Origin of the sequence: Mammaliicoccus sp. C-M13 (genome assembly GCF_022386845.1) — a bacterium.
GTDB lineage: Bacteria > Bacillota > Bacilli > Staphylococcales > Staphylococcaceae > Mammaliicoccus > Mammaliicoccus lentus.
Map to the genome: position 1 here is coordinate 220,522 of NZ_JAJNHQ010000003.1, position 20,267 is coordinate 240,788.

General features: G+C 32.2%; 17 protein-coding genes. 3 read left to right on the forward strand and 14 right to left on the reverse strand.

Annotated features, from left to right (window positions below):
• Positions 1-4: 4 nt before the first annotated feature.
• Positions 5-403, reverse strand: coding sequence for a hypothetical protein (locus LQ615_RS04040; protein ID WP_135020954.1), 399 nt, complete (start codon positions 401-403; stop codon positions 5-7).
• Positions 404-737: 334 nt separating this feature from the next.
• On the opposite strand from LQ615_RS04040, the gene LQ615_RS04045 reads away from it, so the two are divergent.
• The 3 genes from LQ615_RS04045 to arsB all read left to right on the forward strand — a co-directional run bounded on the left by LQ615_RS04045 (position 738) and on the right by arsB (position 2,686).
• Positions 738-881 carry a putative metal homeostasis protein gene (locus LQ615_RS04045; RefSeq protein WP_016998626.1) on the forward strand — a complete coding sequence of 48 codons (144 nt, stop codon included), beginning with the start codon at positions 738-740 and terminating at the stop codon, positions 879-881.
• A 198-nt stretch (positions 882-1,079) separates the two neighbouring features.
• The gene (locus tag LQ615_RS04050) at positions 1,080-1,400 is read left to right on the forward strand and encodes an ArsR/SmtB family transcription factor (RefSeq protein ID WP_016998625.1); all 321 of its coding nucleotides are present in this window, start codon (positions 1,080-1,082) and stop codon (positions 1,398-1,400) included.
• Positions 1,397-2,686: an arsenite efflux transporter membrane subunit ArsB gene (arsB, locus tag LQ615_RS04055; protein WP_135020952.1), complete on the forward strand. Its 1,290-nt coding sequence runs from the start codon at positions 1,397-1,399 to the stop codon at positions 2,684-2,686. The genes LQ615_RS04050 and arsB overlap by 4 nt, the downstream gene beginning before the upstream one ends.
• 347 nt (positions 2,687-3,033) lie before the next feature.
• Here arsB and LQ615_RS04060 read toward each other — a convergent pair whose 3' ends face one another.
• From LQ615_RS04060 to frr, 13 genes are all read right to left on the reverse strand, one after another.
• Entirely contained in the window at positions 3,034-4,044 is a 1,011-nt protein-coding gene (locus LQ615_RS04060) for a hypothetical protein (RefSeq protein ID WP_135020950.1), read from the reverse strand.
• 968 nt (positions 4,045-5,012) lie between these two features.
• The gene (infB, locus tag LQ615_RS04065; RefSeq protein ID WP_064211581.1) at positions 5,013-7,139 is read right to left on the reverse strand and encodes a translation initiation factor IF-2; all 2,127 of its coding nucleotides are present in this window, start codon (positions 7,137-7,139) and stop codon (positions 5,013-5,015) included.
• Between the two features lie 4 nt (positions 7,140-7,143).
• Complete coding sequence (locus LQ615_RS04070) at positions 7,144-7,470, reverse strand: ribosomal L7Ae/L30e/S12e/Gadd45 family protein (protein ID WP_016998622.1); 327 nt, start codon at positions 7,468-7,470, stop codon at positions 7,144-7,146.
• Positions 7,467-7,751 (reverse strand): RNase P modulator RnpM, encoded by a 285-nt coding sequence (gene rnpM / locus LQ615_RS04075; protein WP_064204026.1) that lies wholly within the window; start codon positions 7,749-7,751, stop codon positions 7,467-7,469. Before rnpM ends, LQ615_RS04070 begins: the two co-directional genes overlap by 4 nt.
• Before the next feature lie 17 nt (positions 7,752-7,768).
• On the reverse strand, positions 7,769-8,836 hold the full coding sequence (nusA, locus tag LQ615_RS04080) for a transcription termination factor NusA (RefSeq protein ID WP_016998620.1): 1,068 nt from the start codon (positions 8,834-8,836) through the stop codon (positions 7,769-7,771).
• An 18-nt stretch (positions 8,837-8,854) separates the two neighbouring features.
• The gene (gene rimP / locus LQ615_RS04085) at positions 8,855-9,322 is read right to left on the reverse strand and encodes a ribosome maturation factor RimP (protein ID WP_016998619.1); all 468 of its coding nucleotides are present in this window, start codon (positions 9,320-9,322) and stop codon (positions 8,855-8,857) included.
• 121 nt (positions 9,323-9,443) lie between these two features.
• A complete protein-coding gene (locus LQ615_RS04090; RefSeq protein WP_016998618.1) occupies positions 9,444-13,763 on the reverse strand; it encodes a PolC-type DNA polymerase III in 4,320 nt (1,439 codons plus the stop codon).
• 98 nt (positions 13,764-13,861) lie between these two features.
• A complete protein-coding gene (locus LQ615_RS04095; RefSeq protein WP_239703973.1) occupies positions 13,862-15,565 on the reverse strand; it encodes a proline--tRNA ligase in 1,704 nt (567 codons plus the stop codon).
• A 17-nt stretch (positions 15,566-15,582) separates the two neighbouring features.
• Positions 15,583-16,869: an RIP metalloprotease RseP gene (rseP, locus tag LQ615_RS04100; RefSeq protein ID WP_239703974.1), complete on the reverse strand. Its 1,287-nt coding sequence runs from the start codon at positions 16,867-16,869 to the stop codon at positions 15,583-15,585.
• Between the two features lie 2 nt (positions 16,870-16,871).
• Complete coding sequence (gene dxr, locus LQ615_RS04105) at positions 16,872-18,002, reverse strand: 1-deoxy-D-xylulose-5-phosphate reductoisomerase (RefSeq protein WP_064211585.1); 1,131 nt, start codon at positions 18,000-18,002, stop codon at positions 16,872-16,874.
• Between the two features lie 15 nt (positions 18,003-18,017).
• The gene (locus LQ615_RS04110; protein ID WP_064204030.1) at positions 18,018-18,800 is read right to left on the reverse strand and encodes a phosphatidate cytidylyltransferase; all 783 of its coding nucleotides are present in this window, start codon (positions 18,798-18,800) and stop codon (positions 18,018-18,020) included.
• Positions 18,801-18,811: 11 nt separating this feature from the next.
• A complete protein-coding gene (locus LQ615_RS04115; RefSeq protein WP_016998613.1) occupies positions 18,812-19,561 on the reverse strand; it encodes an isoprenyl transferase in 750 nt (249 codons plus the stop codon).
• 139 nt (positions 19,562-19,700) lie between these two features.
• Entirely contained in the window at positions 19,701-20,255 is a 555-nt protein-coding gene (gene frr / locus LQ615_RS04120) for a ribosome recycling factor (RefSeq protein WP_016998612.1), read from the reverse strand.
• Between the last annotated feature and the right edge of the window lie 12 nt (positions 20,256-20,267).

Sequence of the window (20,267 nt, forward strand, 5' to 3'; positions counted from 1 at the left end):
AAATTTAACGAAATTTAGTTTTTCTACTTATCATGTGAGGTATTTTTTCTAAAATTTGTTGATTAGTGGATTTTTGTACATTTAATAGTTCGGTAGAATACAAATTAAATATTAGGTAACGACCTTCAATTTGTATATTTTTAATTAAAAATCCATCAACTGAAAGTTCATTTATATGTATGTTTTCATAAACATTTATAAGAATTTTTATTTTAAAATGTTTATTACTGTATCGTGAGAGTATATCAATTATACTTTGTAAATTAACGTCATAACAAAGTACTGTACAGTCAATCATGTCAATTTCTTCATGAATATTCCTCAAACTATTCAAATCTTCTAAAGTATTAATTGTTATCTTTTCTATTTTGTAATCTATTAAAGATAATTCTAAATTAGTCATTGTGTAATCCCCTCTTTTTATTTTGATTAACTCATGTCCAATATCTTTTAATCAACTCTAATATATCTAAGTTTATTTATGATATATTCAAATTAATCTCCATAATAAATCCCCTTTATATCATCAAATCTATTTATAACCATTTATCAAAGATTATCATAACTTTATTAAGTATATGTTAATAATGTAAATTCAATTTATACTTTTCCAAAAATAGTAATATAGTCATTATCATTTCATTTTCAATATAATTAGAAATAAGTATTGCAAAATAAAAGAAAAAGATATAAAATTAAATCGTAATAATTACGTTTTATTAAAAGGAGGATTCGATATGGCAGAAAAAACAGACATACAAACAGCTCGTCGTAATTTGAGAAGTCCAAACATCAAGACGCGTAAAAGAGCGTTGAAAATAATAAAAAACTTCAAACGCGCTGCTAGAATCAAAAACATTCAAAATAATGCCGCTTCATAATTTACGTATAAATTTAATCACGATCTAATTTCAATGAATTAAGTCATAAATGTCCTAAAGCTAAAAACCAAAATAACAAAAGCCAATCATTATGTATTTAATGGTTGGCTTTTATTATTTTTAAATTTTCTTCCACTTAATATATACAAGTATCTATATAGATGATATTCTATATAATGTTAAGAAGGAGGATTTAATATGTCTTATAAAGAAATAGCATCATTATTAAAAGTTTTAGCTGATCCTAGTAGATTAGAAATTATCGATTTATTATCTTGTGGTGAGCTTTGTGCTTGTGACATTCTGGAACATTTTGAATTTTCTCAGCCTACGCTCAGTCATCATATGAAATCTTTAGTGGATCAGAATCTAGTTTTTACTAGAAAAGATGGTAATAAGCGGTTTTATAAATTAAATGATGAATTGTTAACAGAAATTAACTCTAATATTGAGCTTATTCATACATCTAATCATCAATGTATTTGTAAGGATATGAAGAAAGGTGAATGTAACTCATGACTATACTTGCAATCGCCATTTTTCTTATTACTTTAATTTTTGTAATTTGGCAACCTAAAGGACTAGATATTGGTATTACTGCTTTAGTTGGCGCTATTGTAGCTATCATTACTGGTGTTGTCAGTTTTTCTGATGTCTTTGAAGTTACGGGTATTGTTTGGAATGCTACTTTAACATTTGTAGCAGTTATTTTAATATCTCTTATTCTAGATGAAATTGGTTTCTTTGAATGGTCTGCTATACATATGGTTAAAGCATCAAAAGGCAATGGTATTAAAATGTTTGTATACATTATGTTACTAGGTTCAATTGTAGCTGCGTTTTTCGCTAACGATGGAGCTGCGTTAATTTTAACACCTATAGTCTTAGCGATGGTTCGTCATTTAGGTTTCGACAAGAAAGTTATATTTCCATTTATTATAGCGAGTGGATTTATAGCAGATACAACTTCTTTACCTTTAATCGTAAGTAACTTAGTGAACATCGTATCTGCTGACTACTTCAATATAAGTTTCTTAGAATATTTAGGTCGAATGATTATCCCTAATATCTTTTCTTTAATCGCTAGTATAGTTGTATTGTGGTTATATTTTAGAACGTCTATACCTAAAACATTTGATGCTACTCATATAAAAGCACCACATGAAGCGATTAAAGATAAAAAATTATTTAATATTTCTTGGATTGTATTAATTGTACTTTTAGCTGGATATTTAGTGAGTGAATTTATCAATATACCTGTTTCAATTATAGCGGGTATAATAGCTATCATCTTCTTGATTCTTGCAAGAAGATCCCCTGCTGTTAATACTAAATCAGTTATTAAAGGTGCACCATGGAACATTGTTATTTTTTCTATTGGTATGTACTTAGTAGTCTTTGGATTAAAAAATGTAGGGATTACTACAATACTGGCTGATATATTAAACTATATTGCCGGTTATGGCTTATTTAGTAGTATTATGGGAATGGGCTTTATCGCAGCATTTCTTTCTTCTGTCATGAATAATATGCCAACAGTTTTGATAGATGCTATAGCAATTGATCAATCAAATACAATAGGCTTAATTAAAGAAAGCATGGTATACGCAAACGTTATAGGTTCCGACTTAGGACCAAAAATAACACCAATTGGGTCATTAGCAACATTATTGTGGTTACACGTTTTAACACAAAAAGGTGTCAAAATAAAATGGGGAACATACTTTAAAACAGGTATTATCATTACCATCCCTGTGCTATTCATTACTTTATTAGGACTGTATATTACAATGCTTATTTTTTAAAGTTTATAATTTAGAGGGATCTGAGATATAAATCTCCTAAAAATCCAAAAACAGTAGAAATTCATTATTAAAATTGAATTTCTACTGTTTTTCTTATATTTATTGCCATTAAGACAATTCCTAATTCGCGTTTTACTTTGCATTTTCCTCGAGAAGATTTACGAAACTCCTTTATTGTTGGTTCAACTTTTGAGGTTCACTTCATAAAGGTCACCAGTCTAATCCATCGTCAATAAACAACTTAATTTCTTTATCTATTAAATTGACCTCTAATAACCCGTTTTATAGTATATTGTACAATAAAGTTCTCTCATACATTTACATCCTATAACAAATAATTTTAAATTCTAAGTGTATTTTCTTCTTTTTACTTTCATATATATATTATGTTTTAGATGTTTTGTGTTTTCTGACAATCTTGCTCCTGTTACAAACTCCGCAAAATTTAAATATTCTACTCCTTTAGATGAATGTATATAAAATTTATAAGTAATATAAACTCTACAAATTAAGTTACTTTTTTGTTTGAATGCTTCTAACACTTCTTTATTAACACTTTTTAAATCATTTATTTTAACGAAAAAACTAGGCTTCATTTGTTTCTCATTTATATTTATTTCATCTATAAAGTTTATCCTGAATGTGGTATCGTCTTGTTCATTAACCCAAGCATCTCCATAATATATGTAGCTTAACTCCTCACTATTTTTATCAAACAAGGTATTACGTTGTATTGACTTAAAAAGATATTCTATAGGAATTTCTCTACCTGTATCGTAACTAACTATCATCATATTAGGATTGCTTTCAAACATTTCTGCATGATACTGTAAACTTGTTTTATTTTCCGATATCTTTCTATAACGCTTTTGGTTTGATCCTTTAATACTTCTAGTTCTACTTTCAATTTCAGTACTATTTGATATAGAACTATCATTACTTTGTTTTTTATTACTTGATTTAGGTGGCTCAAAACCATTCCTTGAAGAAAACCTTGATATAACTTTATTATTCTTTCTATCAATATACTTTTTATTTTTATCATCAACTTTTTGTTCTCTATATTCATATTTATTAGGATGATACATACAATGTTCAGCATGCTTATTTTGTTTTTCATAATGATTTTTATAATAAGGTGCTTTTTTATTCATCCGTTTATACGAACAGCATGTGATAGGTGCTGTACACCCTTCAGTTGCACAAACAAAATCTGACTGATGACTAACCACATTATTATTTAAAAGCTCTTTAGCAACATCTGCTTCGATATCAAAATTATTTCTAGCTTTATTGTTCTTCAAATAATCTTTTGCTACTTGACTTACAGGAATAGCTTTTTTAATAACTTCTCCCATAGTGAACACCTTCCTTACTTTTATACTATTTCATCCAAATCGCTTTTTACATCTTTTTAGGAATCTATACTTTAAATCTATTGCCCTCTCCATAATTCTTTTTCAGTTTTCATATTTCAACAGCTAATTAGACACCTTCCACGTGAAATTCTTAAAATGCCATACGTGTAAAATATTATATTGAAAAAATAGGATCTAAAATTATTATACCAATTTTCATAATCAAATAAGAGCGTGTGTACTTGGATTATTGTCGGAGTAAATCCAATAAAAGTGTGTCTACTTGGATTATTGAAGTAGAAAATACAATAAGAGCATGTTTAGTTGGATTATTGTTATAGAAAATACAATAAAAGTGTGTCTACTTGGATTATTGTCGGAGTAAATCCAATAAGAGTATGGTTAGTTGGATTATTGTCTTAGTAAATCCAATAAAAGTGTGCGTACTTGGATTATTGTTATAGAAAATCCAATAAAAGTGTGTCTACTTGGATTATTGAAGTAGAAAATACAATAAGAGCATGGTTAGTTGGATTATTGTCTTAGTATATCCAATAAAAGTGTGCGTAGTTGGATTATTGAAGTAGAAAATACAATAAAAGTGTGTCTACTTGGATTATTGAGGTAGAAAATCCAATAAGGGCGCATATAATTGGATTTACGTAATTGTAAATCCAACTAAAATATCAACTCTTTATTTTGATCAAGCTCATCCAAAACGAGCTAGGTTTTATGTCCCTAGCTCTTTTGCTTATATTTATTTCTATTAAGGCAATTCCTAATTCACGATTTTGTAAAATGCTGACGCCCGAGGGAATAGTATGTGTGAGAGACTATAAGATCGAACCATACCCTAGGCAAGCATTCACGAACAAAATTGAAGATTATATAAAAATATCATCTCATTTTTAACTAAAAAAAGCAGTGAAGAATCTATCTTTATAGATTCTTCACTGCTTTTATAATTATTATTTTCTTTCAATTTCAACCATCTTGAACGCTTCAAAAATGTCGCCTTCTTTAATGTCATTGAATTTTTCAATAGTGATACCACATTCATATCCAGTCGCAACTTCTTTAGCGTCATCTTTGTAACGTTTTAATGTATCTAATTCACCTTCAAAGATTACGATTCCGTCACGAATGATACGTACGCTTGCATCTCTAGTAATTTTACCATCTGTTACGTAACTACCTGCAATCGTACCAACTTTTGATACTTTGAACGTTTGACGTACTTCAGCTTGTCCAATTACTTGTTCTTCGTATTCAGGATCTAATAATCCTTTCATAGCTGATTCGATTTCTTCGATTACTTTATAGATAATGCGGTGTAATCTCATATCTACGTTTTCTTCTTCTGCTGCACGTTTAGCGCCTGCATCTGGTCTTACGTTAAATCCAATAATAATACCATTTGATGCTGCTGCCAATGTAACGTCAGATGCATTAATTGCACCTACTGCTGTATGAATAATACGTACGTTTACACCGTCAACGTCAATTTTCATTAATGATGCTGCTAAAGCTTCTACTGAACCTTGTACATCACCTTTAATAATAATATTTAAGTCTTTCATTTCACCTTGTTTCATTTGTTCGAACAAGTTATCTAAAGAAACACTCTTACTATCTTGACGTTGTTTCAAGATATTTTCTTGTTGACGTTTTTCACCAATTTGACGAGCTTGTTTTTCATTTTTGAATACTACAAATCTATCTCCAGCTTGTGGTACATCATGTAATCCTGTAATTTCAACAGGTGTAGATGGACCAGCTGTTTTGATACGCTTACCTAAGTCACTCACCATAGCACGTACACGTCCATATGTGTTACCAACTACAAGTGAATCTCCAACTTCTAATGTACCATTTTGTACTAATAAAGAAGCGGCAGGTCCGCGAGATTTATCTAATTCTGCTTCGATTACAGTACCAACTGCTGCACGGTCAGGATTAGCTTTTAATTCTTCAATTTCAGAAACTAGACCAATCATTTCTAACAATTCGTCTATTCCTTCACGTTGTATAGCAGATAAGTGAACGAATATTGTATCGCCACCCCAGTCTTCAGGGAATAATCCATGCTCACCAAGTTCTTGTTTTACTCTGTCTGGATTTGCTGTTGGTTTATCAACTTTGTTTACTGCAACAATAATAGGTACTTCTGCTGCTTTAGCATGGTTAATCGCTTCAATAGTTTGAGGCATTACACCATCATCAGCTGCTACTACTAATACAGTAATATCAGTTACTTGGGCACCACGTGCACGCATAGTTGTAAACGCAGCATGTCCTGGTGTATCTAAGAATGTGATTTTTTTGTCGTTGTTTTCGATTTGGTAAGCACCGATATGTTGAGTAATACCGCCCGCTTCACCAGCTGTAACACGAGTGTGACGAATTGAATCTAGTAATGTTGTTTTACCGTGGTCAACGTGTCCCATAATTGTTACAACTGCTGGACGTTCTACTAATCGAGCATCATCAGCTTCTTCATCTTCGAAATAATTTTCTAAATCTGTTGCATCAACATGTACTTCTAATTCAGCTTCAATATCATAATCCGCACAAATCAATTCTACAGTTTCAGTGTCTAATGCTTGGTTAATGTTCGCAACAATACCAAGTAAGAATAATTTTTTAATAATTTCTGAAGCATCTTTATTAATTTTTTCAGATAGTTCACCAACTGTGATACCTTCTTCATAAGTAATTAATGAAGGTGTTTCTTGTACAACTTCTTTAGGCTGTTGTTGGTTACTTTGTTTATTATTCTTTTGATTTTTCTTTTGTTGTTTTTTATTTTTTGGCTTGTTGTTATTTTTATTGTTCTTGTTGTTTTGATTTGATTGATTATTGTTTGGTTTATTTGAATTTGAATTTGCGTGAGTACTTGTTTGTTCTTTTTTAGCTGTTTCTGGCTTAGTTGCCTCTTGTTTTTTAAACGCTTTATTTAATGTTTTAATGTCGTTCTCCTCTAGTGCTTGCATGTGATTTGATACTTCTACACCGTTTTTCTTTAATTCATCTATAATATCTTTACTCTTTAAGTTAACTTCTTTTGCATACTCATATATTCTTTTTTTACTCATATACTCACTCCTCATGAAAATCATGAATCATCGTTTTTAGCTTCTTGCTAAATCCAATGTCAGTTATGCCCAACACCACTCTGCTTTCTTTTCCAATTGCGTAGCCTAATTCAAAGCGTGTAGCAAATGTTAAAAGTGTTACATGATAAGTTGCACATTTATTTTTTATATTTTTTGTAACGTTTGCTGCAGCATCTTCTGAAAGTATGACAAGTTTTACATTTCCTCGTCTTATTTCGCTTATAACAATTTCTTCACCAGTCTTAATTTTTCTAGCTCTTGTCGCTAGTCCAAGAAGGTTTAAAATTTGATCTTTTTTACTTATATTCATTTAGGTATACGCTCTCGATAGATTAATCGAATGATTTCTTTATACACAGGTTCAAGTGTTGATTTATTGCTATCAAAATAGCGTTCCAACTTACCTTGTTCTTGTGCTTTTTCTACGATTTCTAAATCTTTTGAAACATATGCGCCACGTCCAGGTGCTTTACCTGTAGCGTCAGCTTTGATTTCGCCTTCTTTATTCTTTACTACACGAATCATATCATTTTTAGGTTTCATTTCATTTGAAAGTATACATTTGCGCATTGGTATTTTTTTCTTTTTCATGACAAAATCACCTCACTTTATGATTCTTCAGTTGAAATAATTCCAGCTTCTCTTGCGTCTGATTCTGATTTTATATCAATTTTCCAACCAGTTAATTTAGCAGCAAGACGTGCGTTTTGCCCTCTTTTACCAATAGCTAAAGATAATTGATAATCTGGTACAACAACTGTTGTAGATTGGTTCTCTTCATCAACTAAAACTTCGACAACTTGAGAAGGACTTAAAGCATTTCTTACGAACACTCTTGGATCTTCGTCCCATTCTACAATATCAATTTTTTCTCCACCTAATTCATTAACTACAGCTTCAACACGAACACCTTTAGCACCAACACATGCACCAACAGCATCAATATCACCATTATCTGATGTTACACTGATTTTAGAACGGTCACCAGCTTCTCTTGCTACTGATTTAACAATAACAGTACCATCATATATTTCTGGTACTTCTTGCTCAAATAGACGTTTTAAAAGCCCTGGATGAGTGCGTGATACAAAAATTTGTGGTCCTTTAGTAGTTTGTTCAACTTTGTTTACATAAACTTTTATGCGTTCGTTCGGTAAATATTGTTCATTAGGACTTCTTTCAGCTTCTGAAAGTACAGCTTCTGTACGACCTAAATTAACATAAACATAACGGTGATCTACACGGTCAATTACACCTGTTACAATATCATCTTCTTTATCGATAAATTCATCATAAAGAATTCCTCTTTCAGCATCTCTTAAACGTTGCATAACAGCTTGTTTTGCTGCTTGTGCACCGACACGACCGAAATCTCTAGGTGTAACGTCTTCTTCGTATACATCTCCAATTTCATATGCTGGGTTAGATAATAAAGCTGTGTCTAAAGCTACTTGACCTTTATAGTCTTCAACGTCTTCAACAACATCTTTCCTAGAAATTACTTTGTAAGTACCTTCGTCTAAATTTAATTCAATTCTAACATTTTTGGCACTATCGTAATTTTTCTTATAAGCTGTAATTAAAGCCGCTTCTATTGCATCAATTAACACCTCTCGTGGTATTCTTTTTTCCTTTTCAAGGTATTCAATTGCAAGTAATAATTCATTACTTTTCACAATGTATCCTCCTTTATATTATAACATTACGGATCGACGTGCTTTTGCAATTTTTTTGCGAGGCAACGTGACATTTTTAGTTCTTGTTTTAATTTTCACTTCAAGTGTTATCGTTTCTTCAGTTACTTCTTTTAAAACGCCTAACCATTCTTTATCTCCTTCAACATGTTCGTATAAAGAGATAAATACAGGTTGCTCAATTGCATTTTGATAGTCTTTTTCTTTTTTCAACGGACGTTCCGCACCTGGAGAAGATACATCCATAAAATACGGCTCTTTAATAGGGTCTTCTTTATCCATAACTTCACTTATCTTTTCAGAGGCAATTGTGCAATCGTTTAAATCAACGCCACCGTCTTTATCAATTGCAATACGTAGATAGTAATCTTGCCCTTCTTTAACGTATTCTACATCTACTAATTCATAATTTAACGTTTCGAGTATTGGTTGAATAATTTCCTCAACTTGTGCTGCAACTTTACTCATAATGACCTCCCTCTTAATACAAACAGAAAAGAGCGGGAAAGGTCCCACTCTTTTAACGTCAGAGTATTATTTTAAGCAATAATAGTATATCACATAAATCAGGCATGCTCAAGGATATACGTTACAAATCAAAAATAGAAAGCTGAGCTTTATCAGGCATATTTGGCAGTGAACCTAACTCATCTAAATACTCAATAACTTTCTGAGAAACACCCGCTTTTTTATTTAAATCTTCTTTTGCTAAAAACGGTCCTTCTTCTCTTGTTTCGACGATTCTTTTCGCAACGTTTTCACCTAGACCTGGAACAGCGATGAATGGAGGAATTAAAGTATCTCCTTCAATCTTAAATTCAAATGAATCACTTTTCTCCAAGCTAACTGGTTGTATTCTAAATCCACGGTGTGCCATTTCGTTTGCGATTTCTAATACAGTCAATACATCTTTTTCTTTTTTAGCTAATTCATGGAATCGGCTATAGTATTCTTTTATTACTGTTTTAATTGACTCTTTATCCCTAGTCATAGTTTTTAAATCAAAATCTGTTGCACGTACAGTAAAGTAACTAGCGTAATAGTAAAGTGGGTAATGCACTTTAAAGTATGCAATTCTTAAAGCCATTAATACATATGCAGCAGCGTGGGCTTTAGGGAACATGTACTTAATTTTTTTACATGAGTCTAAATACCAATCAGGCACATTATTTTCTTTCATAGCTTCTTCGAATTCGTCTGTTAACCCTTTACCTTTACGCACTGCCTCCATTATTTTAAAGGCAAGCGACGGTTCTAGCCCATTATACATTAAATAAACCATAATATCGTCACGACAACCGATAACACTTGATAAATCACAAGTACCAGCTTTAATTAAATCTTGTGCGTTACCTAACCAAACGTCCGTACCGTGAGATAATCCTGATATTTGTACAAGTTCAGAGAATGTCGTTGGTTTTGTATCTTCTAGCATTTGTCTAACAAAGCCTGTACCAAATTCAGGTACGCCAAATGTTCCAGTTTTACATAAAATATCTTCTTCAGTTACACCTAATGATTCAGGCGTACTGAAAATTCTCATTGTTTCTTTATCATCTACTGGAATGGTCTTAGGATCTATCCCAGATAAGTCTTGTAACATTCTAATCATTGTTGGATCATCGTGTCCAAGTATATCCAATTTAAGAATATTATCGTGAATAGAATGGAAGTCAAAGTGTGTTGTTTTCCACGCTGATTTTTGATCATCGGCTGGATATTGTATCGGTGTAAAATCATATATATCCATATAGTCAGGTACTACAATAATACCTCCTGGGTGCTGACCAGTTGTTCTCTTAACACCTGTACAACCTTTAACTAATCGGTCAACCTCTGCCCCTCTTTTATGAATACCTTGGTCGTTTAAATAACCTTTTACATATCCGAAAGCAGTCTTTTCGGCAACTGTACCTATTGTACCAGCTCTGAATACTTTATCTTCACCAAATAACTCTTTAGTATAATTATGTGCTTCAGGCTGATATTCACCACTAAAGTTTAAGTCAATATCCGGTACTTTGTCTCCTTTGAAACCTAAGAATGTTTCAAAAGGAATATCTTGTCCTTCTTTAATCATTTCGACATCGCATTTTTCACATTTTTTATCTGGTAAGTCGAATCCTGAACCTACAGAACCATCGTCAAAGAAGTGACTTTCTTTACATTTAGGGCATATATAATGTGGTGGCAATGGGTTAACTTCTGTAATTTCAGTCATAGTAGCTACAAAGCTAGATCCGACTGAACCACGTGACCCTACTAGGTATCCATCGTTTAATGACTTCTTAACCAATCTTTGCGATATTAAATAAATAACAGCAAATCCGTTACCAATAATACTTTCAAGTTCTTTCTCTAAACGGTCTATTACGATTTGTGGTAAATCTTCTCCGTATAAAGCTCTTGCATTATTGTAACTCATTTCTCGAATTTCTTCGTTGGCACCTTCCATATTCGGTGTATATAACTCATCTTTAATTGGTACAACAGTTTCTAAACGATCAGCTAAGTCATTACTATTCTTAACGACAATTTCATAAGCTTTCTCTTCACCTAAGAAATGGAACTCATCTAGCATTTCATCTGTAGTTCTAAAGTGTGCTTTAGGTAAAGTTTGACGATTTAATGGATTACCTGGCTGTGAGGCGATAAGTATTTTTCGAGCTATTGCATCTTGTTCATATAAATAATGCGCATTTCCTGTAGCAATAACTGGAATGTTTAATTTTTCGCCCACACTTAATATTCTATGATAAATTTCTTCCATTGTTTCGTTATCTTTTATAAGCTCTCTATCTAATAAACCTTGGTAAAGGCTTTTAGGTTGAACTTCAATATAATCATAATATTGGGCTACTTTTTCAACTTCATTTTGGTCTTTTTGCATAACTGTTGTAAATACTTCACCTTCGTCACACGCACTTCCAACAAGTATACCTTCTCGGTGCTCATTTAATAATGAACGCGGTATTCGCGGTGTACGATAAAAATAGTCTACTAACGAAGCACTTACAATTTTGAATAAGTTTTTAAGGCCAACTTGGTTTTGGACGATTAGCGTAACATGAGATGGTCTAGCTCTCTTATACGCTTCGTCATTGGAAAGTCTGTCATTAATTTCATTATGATTATATACCTCTAACTCTTCGAGCTGTTTTAACATTTTTATAAAAATATGTGCTGTTGTTTCAGCATCGTAAATAGCTCTATGGTGTTGAGTTAACTCGACGCCATACTTTTTAGCTAAGAAGTTCAACCCGTGTTTACCATACTCTGTATTCACAGTTCTTGATAATTCTAATGTATCGATAACAGCATTTTTAGTTGCACCAAGACCTATTTTTTCAAAACCTGTATCAATAAAGCCCATATCAAACGAAGCGTTATGGGCGATATAAATTGCATCCCCAACAAATTCGTGGAAATCTCTCAGAACTGTCTCTATATCCGGTTGTCCTTGAAGCATTTCATCTGTAATTCCAGTTAAGTTTTTAATCGTTTCTGATAAACGTTCACCAGGATCTGAAAATCGTTCAAATGTGTCTACTACTTCACCATTTCTCACTTTAACTGCTGCTAACTCAATAATTTGATCATATTGACTGGATAAACCCGTAGTCTCAACGTCAAATACTATATAAGTAGCTGTCTTTAAAGGAATATCTTGTGATTTATATGCAATTGGTACACCGTCATCGACAAGCATACCTTCCATGCCATAAATCATTTTTATATCATTTTTCAACGCAGCTGCGTGGGCATCTGGGTATCCTTGTACACCGTTGTGGTCAGTTATTGCGATTGCTTTATGACCCCATTTAGCAGCTTGTTCTACGTATTTACCGATGTGAGTAATACCATCCATTTGACTCATTGATGTATGTAAATGTAGTTCAACACGCTTATCTGGTGCTTTATCAAGTTTAGGTGCTTTTTTAATTTCATGTATATCTGTCATCATCATGACAAGATCTCTAATAAATTGATCTTGTTCAATTCTACCTTGAGCACGAACCCAAGTACCTACTTTTAACGCTTTGAAGTGCTCTAAATCATCTTTACCTTTGCGCGTAAACATTTTTAATATAAGTGAATCTGTGTAGTCTGTAATTTTTAACGTTACAATATGTCTACCACTCTTCAACTCTTTCATTTCTATATCAAAAATCACACCTTCTAGTGCAACTTTGAATTCTTCTTCAATAATATCTTCAATTTTTCTAATGCTATCTACAGTAATATCTTTACCTATTTGACATCTAGCAACAGCATTTTCATCCCCGCCAGATTCGGCTTTCTCTTTCTTCATTCTTTCCATTTTCTCAGATGCAATGCGTGCTGCTTCTTCATCTTCTTGTTGAATATGAGCTTCAAATGATTCCAACTCTCTTCTCATTTGTTCTTCATTATCCATCGTTTCAAATACAACACGACTGATATTAAATCCGCATTTCTTCAGTGCTTGAACTAAAGAGCCATTCACTCTTTTTTCAAAATAATCACGTTCAACATCATTATTCACTTGCACTTTAACTACATCATCAGAGAAAATAATAGGCTTTTGTTTTAACTGATGTTTAACTTTATCACTAATACCCGTACCATCTATACAATGTGGCATATATTTTAAGATATGCTCATCTATTTGTTCCTTATTTTCCACTTCAATTGTCCAATCAACTTGTGCAATGCTTTGAAATACACTTTGCAGTTGATTTGTAAAAACTAGATACATTTCACTTGATAAATAGTATGGTAACTTTATATAAAAATGCCATAATCTTTTAGATTGAGAGACATTTATACGTGTTAATTCACCTTGTCCAACTATTTCTTTATCAAGTTCATCTGTTATGTTCAATTGTGTGAGTAACGTTTGGAATTTTTCTTTTCCTGTCATTGACAATTGCACGACCACCTTCATCAAAATGAAAAAGAGGCTATTTTTCATATTAGCCTCTTTAAATATCTTATATTATATCAGATTTTATACTTCTTATCAGTTTATTTCACTGCATCGTAATATGCTTTGATTACTTCTTCAATTTCATCAACATGTACTTCTTGGCTTTCCGTATTATCACGGCGTTTCACTTCTACTATACCTTCAGAAGCTTTTTTACCAACCATAATACGAACAGGTAATCCAATTAAATCAGCGTCGTTAAATTTAACGCCAGCACGTTCTTTACGGTCGTCATATAAAACATCAAATTTCTCTCTTAATTGTTCATATATTTGATCTGAAAGTTCTTTTTGTGCTTCCTGTTTAGGATTAATTGCGATTAAATGTAAATCATATGGTGAAATTGCTTTTGGCCATATAATACCATTATCATCATGGTGTTGTTCTATAACTGCTGATAAAGTTCTAGAAATACCTACTCCGTAGCAACCCATAATTAATGGTTGTGCTCTTCCTTGCTCGTTAAGGAATGTAGCATTCATGCTTTCTGAATATTTTGTACCAAGTTTAAACACTTGTCCAACCTCTATACCTTCAGCGAATTTTGCATTCCCTAAGTTATTAGGCAAAGCTTCACCTTCAAGTATAAATCTAAAGTCACCATATGCTTCAACTTTAAAGTCTCTATCAACGTTAGCATTTAAATAATGATAGCCATCTTCGTTAGCACCTACTGCAAGGTTATTAATATCTTGTATAAATTGGTCAGCATAAATTTTTATTTTATCAACATTAACTGGGCCTAAGCTACCTGGTTTTGCTCCCATAATATTTTCTATTTCTGTTTCAGTTGCTAACTCAATATTTTCAGTTTTAAAGAATGTTTTCAACTTAACATCATTTAATTCATGATGACCTCTAATTAATATCATGACATACTCGTCATCAACTTTAATAATCATAGATTTAATGATTCTATCTAACGTTACATTTAAGAAGTCTGCTAACGCCTGTGCAGTTTTTACATCAGGTGTTTCTACTTTTTCTAATTCTTTAATTTCTGTATGTTCAGGGTTTGGTGTATACACGACTTCAGCTTTTTCAATATTTGCTGCAAAATCAGTTGAATCACTATAAACGATTGTATCTTCACCAATTTCAGCTAACGCCATAAATTCGTGTGTATGATCGCCACCAATAGCACCGGAATCTGCTAATACAGGTCTGAATTTCAGCCCAACTCTAGTAAATATATTATGATACGCATTATACATATCGTTATATGTTTCATCTAATGACTCTTCATCAGAATGGAAAGAATACGCATCCTTCATGATAAACTCTCTTCCACGTAATAAACCGAAACGTGGGCGTTTTTCATCTCTAAATTTAGATTGAATTTGGAATAATGTTATTGGTAAACGTTTATATGATTTCAATTCATCACGTACTAATGATGTAATAATTTCCTCATGTGTTGGTCCAAGAGCAAAGTCACGATTATTTCGGTCTTTTAATCTCATTAATTCTGAACCGTAAGCTTCCCATCTACCTGATTCTTCCCATAATTCTGAAGGTTGAAGTACAGGCATTAGAACTTCCACGCCATCAATTCTTTCCATTTCTTCTCGAACAATTCGTTCAATTTTATTTAATACACGTTTAGCAGTAGGTAAATAACTATATATACCTCTAGCATTTTGTTTGATCATACCAGATTTAAGTAGAAATTTATGACTGATTGATTCAGCTTCAGCTGGTTCTTCTCTCAGTGTAGGTATAAATACTTTTGATTGTTTCATTTTTTTCCTCCTGTTCGTTACATGAAGTACCGTTGAATGTCATTCCACGTAACCATAATCATCACGAATATTAAAAATACAGCCCCAATAGATAACATTACCATTTCGGCCTTCTTGTTAATCGGCTTTCTAAATATCATTTCATATATAACAAATAGCAATCTACCACCATCCAAAGCTGGTATAGGTAGTAAATTCATTATACCTAAGTTAACACTTAGTAAAGCTGTAAAGCCCATTAATGTAACAAATCCTTGTTTAACAACTGTATCGACATTACTGTATATTCCGACTGGGCCATTCAACATGTCAAACGAGAAGTCACCTGTAAATATACTGCCTATCAAATTAGTTACTGCTAAGAAAATAACTTTACCTGCTACTACAGTTTTTTCAATACCTGCTAATAGTGGCCCAAATACAGTATGTTCAGTAGGTTGGGCTACACCAATCATATATTTTGTTTCGTACTCATCTTTCGCTACTTCTAATTTTTGTTTTTCAGCTGCAACTTTAAAAGATTTTTCCTGACCATCACGATCTACTTTTATTTCAACTGGTTTTTCTTTCTTTTCTTTAAATATTGGTTGAATATCGGTAAACTTATCTATTTTCTTACCATCAACTGTCTTTATTTCATCGCCCTTTTTAATACCTGCTGTTTGTGCAGGACCACCTTTTTCTAAATCACCAAACACAGGGTCATTTGTAGGTACGCCATTCCAATAAGCTAAACCTATAAAAATAACTAGAGCTAAAATAAAGTTGAATAATGGCCCTGCAAACAATGTTAAAAATCTTTGGTAAGGCTTTTTACTCATTAATTGTCTATCTTTAGGTGCTATTTGAATTAAATCACCATTTTGAACAAAATATGCTTCTCTCGCAATTTTAAAATGATGTCTTTCTTCATCACTTGCAGTTATACCTTCAATATAAATATCCTTTTCAAAATCGCTATCTTTAATTTCTATATGCTCAATTTGTTGGAATTTATGTTGGTCGTCCATAATAACATGAGTAATTTCATTTTGATCATTCAATTTAATTGCGATGTGCATACCAGGTGTTAGTGGATTTTGTTCTAAGCCATCACCGGCCATTCTGACATAACCACCAACAGGTAATAGTCTAATCGTATACAACGTCTCATTTTTCTTATAAGAATATATTTTCGGGCCCATGCCTATAGCAAATTCAGGGCACATAATGCCCGCTCGCTTAGCAAAAAACATATGGCCATATTCATGTACTGTAACTAAGAGACCAAATACAAATATAAATGCTAATATTGTATAAATCACGCTTACACCCCGTAATCCTTAGATTTATATGCTGCATCAATTTTTAAAATAGTATCTAAATCTGGAGATGCTATTACTTGATGCTCTTTCATTTCTTTCTCTATCATTCGTTCTATATCTAAAAATGATATTTCCTTATTCAAAAACTTCCCTACTGCTACTTCATTCACAGCGTTTAACACTACTGGCATCGTACCACCTATACTAAGTGCTTTATAAGCCAATTTAATACATTTAAATCTATTAAAATCCATCTCTTTGAAATTTAGTTGACCTATTTGTGCTAAATTAAGCCTCTCTGCATCTCTAGGTGCTCTATCTGGATATGTAAAAGCATATTGGATAGGCGTTCTCATATCAGGGGTACCAAGCTGTGCTATAATGCTAGAATCATTAAATTCAACCATAGAATGTATAATACTCTCTTTATGGAGTATCGTTTCTATTTGATCGATATTTAAATCAAATAACCATTTAGCCTCAATGACTTCCAGACCTTTATTCATCATAGTTGCTGAATCAATTGTGATCTTTTGACCCATAGACCAATTAGGATGATTTAAAGCATCTTCTAACGTAACATCTTTCAACTCATCTCGAGTTAAATCTCTAAACGAACCACCACTTGCTGTAATGATAAGCTTATTAATATTTTGATTATTTTCACCGTGTAAACATTGGAATATAGCAGAATGCTCAGAATCGACAGGCAATATTTTAACGTTTTTTTCTTTCGCTTTGTTCATAACAAGTTCGCCAGCCACTACTAAAGTTTCTTTATTAGCTAAAGCAATATCAATTCCAGCTTCAATAGCAGCCATTGTCGGCTTTAAACCTATACTACCTAAAATTGAATTCAATAACAAATCTGTTTTGTGATATGTTGAAACTGCTAATAACCCTTTATCACCGTATACTATTTCTACATCTAAATGGCTAAGTTTTTCTATATCTTCTTCATATTGTACAGATACGATATCAGGTTTGAACTCGTTTATAATATTCTGTGCGTACGCGATATTTTTTCCAACAGAAAATGCAACTAAATTAAAATCAGTTGCATGCTCTCTTATAACATCTAACGCTTGTTGACCAATCGAGCCACTTGCTCCTAAAATAGCAATGTTTTTCACTTGATTCACCTCATCTTACATTTGAAATAGGAATAAGTTCAATAAAGGTAAGACAAAGATAAAGCTATCAAACCTATCAAGTATACCACCATGTCCTGGCATAACATTCCCTGAGTCTTTCACACCAAAATGACGCTTCAACCCTGATTCCACTAAATCGCCTAATTGTCCAAACATGCTTAATAACATCGTTAATGGAATAAGTAACCATAATGATACATGCATATCAAAAGATTGTCCAAAAATAACAGCAACAATTAAGCTAGAAATAATACCGCCAATAAAACCTTCAATAGTCTTATTTGGACTTATAAGAGGCCATAATTTATGTTTACCAAACAATCGGCCAAATATATATGCACCTGTATCTGTTAACCATACGACTAATAATGCGAACAGTATGAAGTGTAAACCATGCTCTCTAGTTTCGTAAAAATACATAAAGCCAATACCTATATAAACAACTGAGAGCGTACAAAAAGCAGCGTCCATAAAATTAAACCTGTTCTTAGACATAACAGTGTAGCTCAACATCAAGAAGCTCATAATAATCAACAATTGTAGTTGAAATTCTATATTATGTTGTATAAGCTCTTGCGGTAATAAAATAATACATAATGAAGCAACCGACAAAAAGCCCGGTATTGAAATAATCGTTAAATTATTCATATTTAGTATTTCTTTGAGCGCAATTAACGCAAGTAAATAAGCGAGTATTATGACAGGTACTCCCCCATAAATTACAACTGGGAGAAATACAGCCAACGCAACGATTGCGGATATTGTTCTTGTTTTCATTTTTTTCTCCTTTACAGCCCACCAAACCTACGTTGTCTTGACTGATAAATTTTTAAACAATCTATAAGTGATTGTTCATCGAAATCTGGCCATAGTGTTTTAGTAAATACAAATTCACTATATGATGATTGCCATATTAAGAAATTACTCAATCTTTCCTCTCCAGAAGTACGTATTAATAATTCTGGATCAGGAATGTCTGAAGTAAATAAATTATCCTCTATATTTTTTTCTGTTAAATCATCTATAGACATTCGACCCGCATCGATTTCTTGATATAGTTTTTTAACTGCATTTAAAATTTCTGCTCTTCCACCGTAATTTAAAGCAAAAATTAAATTTAATCCTGTATTATCTTTTGTTTTATTAATTGCCTCATTTATTGCTTTTTTAGTATGATTCGGCAATTGATCTGAAAAACCTATAGTCGATACTTTTACATTTTTTTCGATTAGTTCTGGTAAAAATGTTTTTAAGAAATCTACTGGCAATTTCATAATATAATTGACTTCGTCTTCGGGTCTACTCCAATTTTCAGTTGAAAAAGCATATAACGTTAAGTATTTCACACCTAAATCATTAGCTTTTCTCGTGATTTTTTTAACAGTTTGCATCCCTTCATAATGGCCTTTTATTCGGGGCATTTTTTTATTTTTAGCCCATCGTCCATTTCCATCCATTATGATTGCTATATGTTCTGGAATAGTTAAAATATTATCATTATTTATTTGTTGTTTTTGCTTTATAAACTTTTTTATCATAGCGTCCTCCATCAAACAAACGCGAATTTATATGTATTTGAATTAAACATATCGTAATACATTTTATCACAAAAAGAAGCATTCTGTGTATATAAAGAAAAAAACTGTACCAAAGTCTGATTTGGTACAGCCCATATCTTTAGATTTCTAGAATATCTTTTTCTTTTTCAGTAGTTAAGTCATCTATTTGCTTAATGAAGTCGTCTGTTACTTCTTGAACTTTGTCAGTTTGAGTTCTTAAGTCATCTTCTGAAATGTCGCCATTTTTTTCTTGTTTTTTCAAGTCTTCGTTTGAATCACGTCTTACATTACGGATTGCAACTTTAGCGTTTTCAGCTTCTTTTTTAGCTTCTTTAACTAATTCTTTTCTTCTTTCTTCAGTTAATGCAGGAACAGTGATTCTAATTACTGTACCATCACTTGTTGGGTTTACCCCAAGATTTGCTGCATTAATTGCTTTCAATACATCTTCAACAGAAGATTTATCATATGGTTGAACAACTAACAAACGAGCTTCTGGTACAGATATACCAGCTAATTGTTGAATTGGTGTTGGTACACCATAATACTCAACATTCACTCTGTCTAAAAGATTCGCATTTGCATGACCAGTTCTAATCCCAGCTAAATCTCTACTAAAGCTTTCTATTGTTTTATTCATTTTTGACTTTGTTTCTTTAATAACATCTGCCATGGAATTTACACC